Consider the following 1,435-nt stretch of genomic DNA (forward strand, 5'->3'; position numbering starts at 1 on the left):
GTTCACCTCCGAGAGCACGTGCTGCTTTCCTTTCATCAGGGTATATGTGAAGCCCCATTGCCTTTTTAAAGTTCCGAACTGGTGTTCTGTGATCTGCTGCCTAAGTCTATAGTACTCCGGGTTTTCTTCCACTCTTTTTTGATTTTCCTCCAAGGCCTCTTGATAGATGGAACGTTCTATGAATCGTCCATTTTTATTAGTGGTACACAGATGTCTTACGGGGCATACCTTGCAAGCTTTCCTGTTCTTGTAATGCTTCACCTTGTGGCCCGCCTTATCGTAAACGGTTCCATTGGTTTTCAGAATTTGTCCGTCGGGGCAGGTATAGTTGTCCTTTTCCTTGTCGTATTTAAAATCGACCATAGAATAAAGGCCGTTGTGTTGGGAGGAATGCTCCTTTGGGGAGGAGTACGGCGTGATCCCGTTCTTGGTACATATGTCCAAATGTTTTGCAGTTGTATACCCTTTATCCGTAAGTGTGCGCATGCTGTCCACATTCAGAAGTTCTTTGACGTCCAATGCCATGGGGGAGAGTGCATGGGTATCGTTCACCGTCCCCGTATCATTGTTGACGAAGAGCTTATGCTTTGCATCGCAGCCCGCCTGCACGTTGTAGCCCACATTGATGATGTTTCGGTGCATTACCACGGACCTGGCATCGGGGTCGGTAAGGCTGATCTGTGTTTCCCCGCTTTCCCCGAGCTGCCTTTCAATTGTGCGGTACCTGTCTTTTTTTGATTCCTGATAGGCTATTTTACCCTGCAGTTCCTGGGTGTCGACTTCTAGATCTTCGGCATCCAATTGTTGTTGGTATTCCTGGACCTTGTTATCTATGTAGTCTATATGACGATCGATCTTTTTCTGGTTGAAGTTGTTCTTAAGGGCGTTCTGGGCCCTTATTTTAAAGGAATCGATGGCAATGGTCTCCCCGTCTATGAGTTCCCAGTCCCTGAGCAGCACCACGAAATACCTGAAGGCCTGTTTAAAGGCCGTTGCATTGTCTTTCCTGAAATACGCGATTCTCCTTGCCGATGGCCTGAGTCCCTTCAAGAGCCAGATGACCTCGAGGTTCACTTTGCAAGCATGTTCCAATCGGCGGGAGGAACGAAGTTTATTCTTGTAGCCATAGAGGTAGAGCTTGAGCAGATCCGATGAACGGTAAGGTGGCCTTCCCTCTGTATTAAGGACATCCTTGAACCCCAACTCCTGCATTGGGAGGATATCCACGAACATGTCAACGATCCGTGCCCAGGAATCCGAGCTCAGGCAGGATTCGAAATCCATCATTACCAATTGGTCCCTATTAAAACCTGTTATAAAATCCATATCATTAAGATAAGCAATATCAGAACGTTATGGACTCCATGGGTTAAAGGTAATCAACAAAGTTATTAAGAAAAGGAAGGTTGTTGCGCAGTCTGACGTTAAGGCTATG

1 protein-coding gene is annotated in these 1,435 nt (G+C 46.6%); it reads right to left on the bottom strand.

What is annotated here, in order from left to right:
- The coding region (locus tag BV214_RS16585; RefSeq protein WP_086478612.1) for an IS1182 family transposase at positions 1-1,326 on the bottom strand (1,326 nt) is incomplete at its 3' end.
- Positions 1,327-1,435: the final 109 nt, after the last annotated feature.

The sequence above is a fragment of the Arenibacter amylolyticus genome, from assembly GCF_002150785.1.
GTDB lineage: Bacteria > Bacteroidota > Bacteroidia > Flavobacteriales > Flavobacteriaceae > Arenibacter > Arenibacter amylolyticus.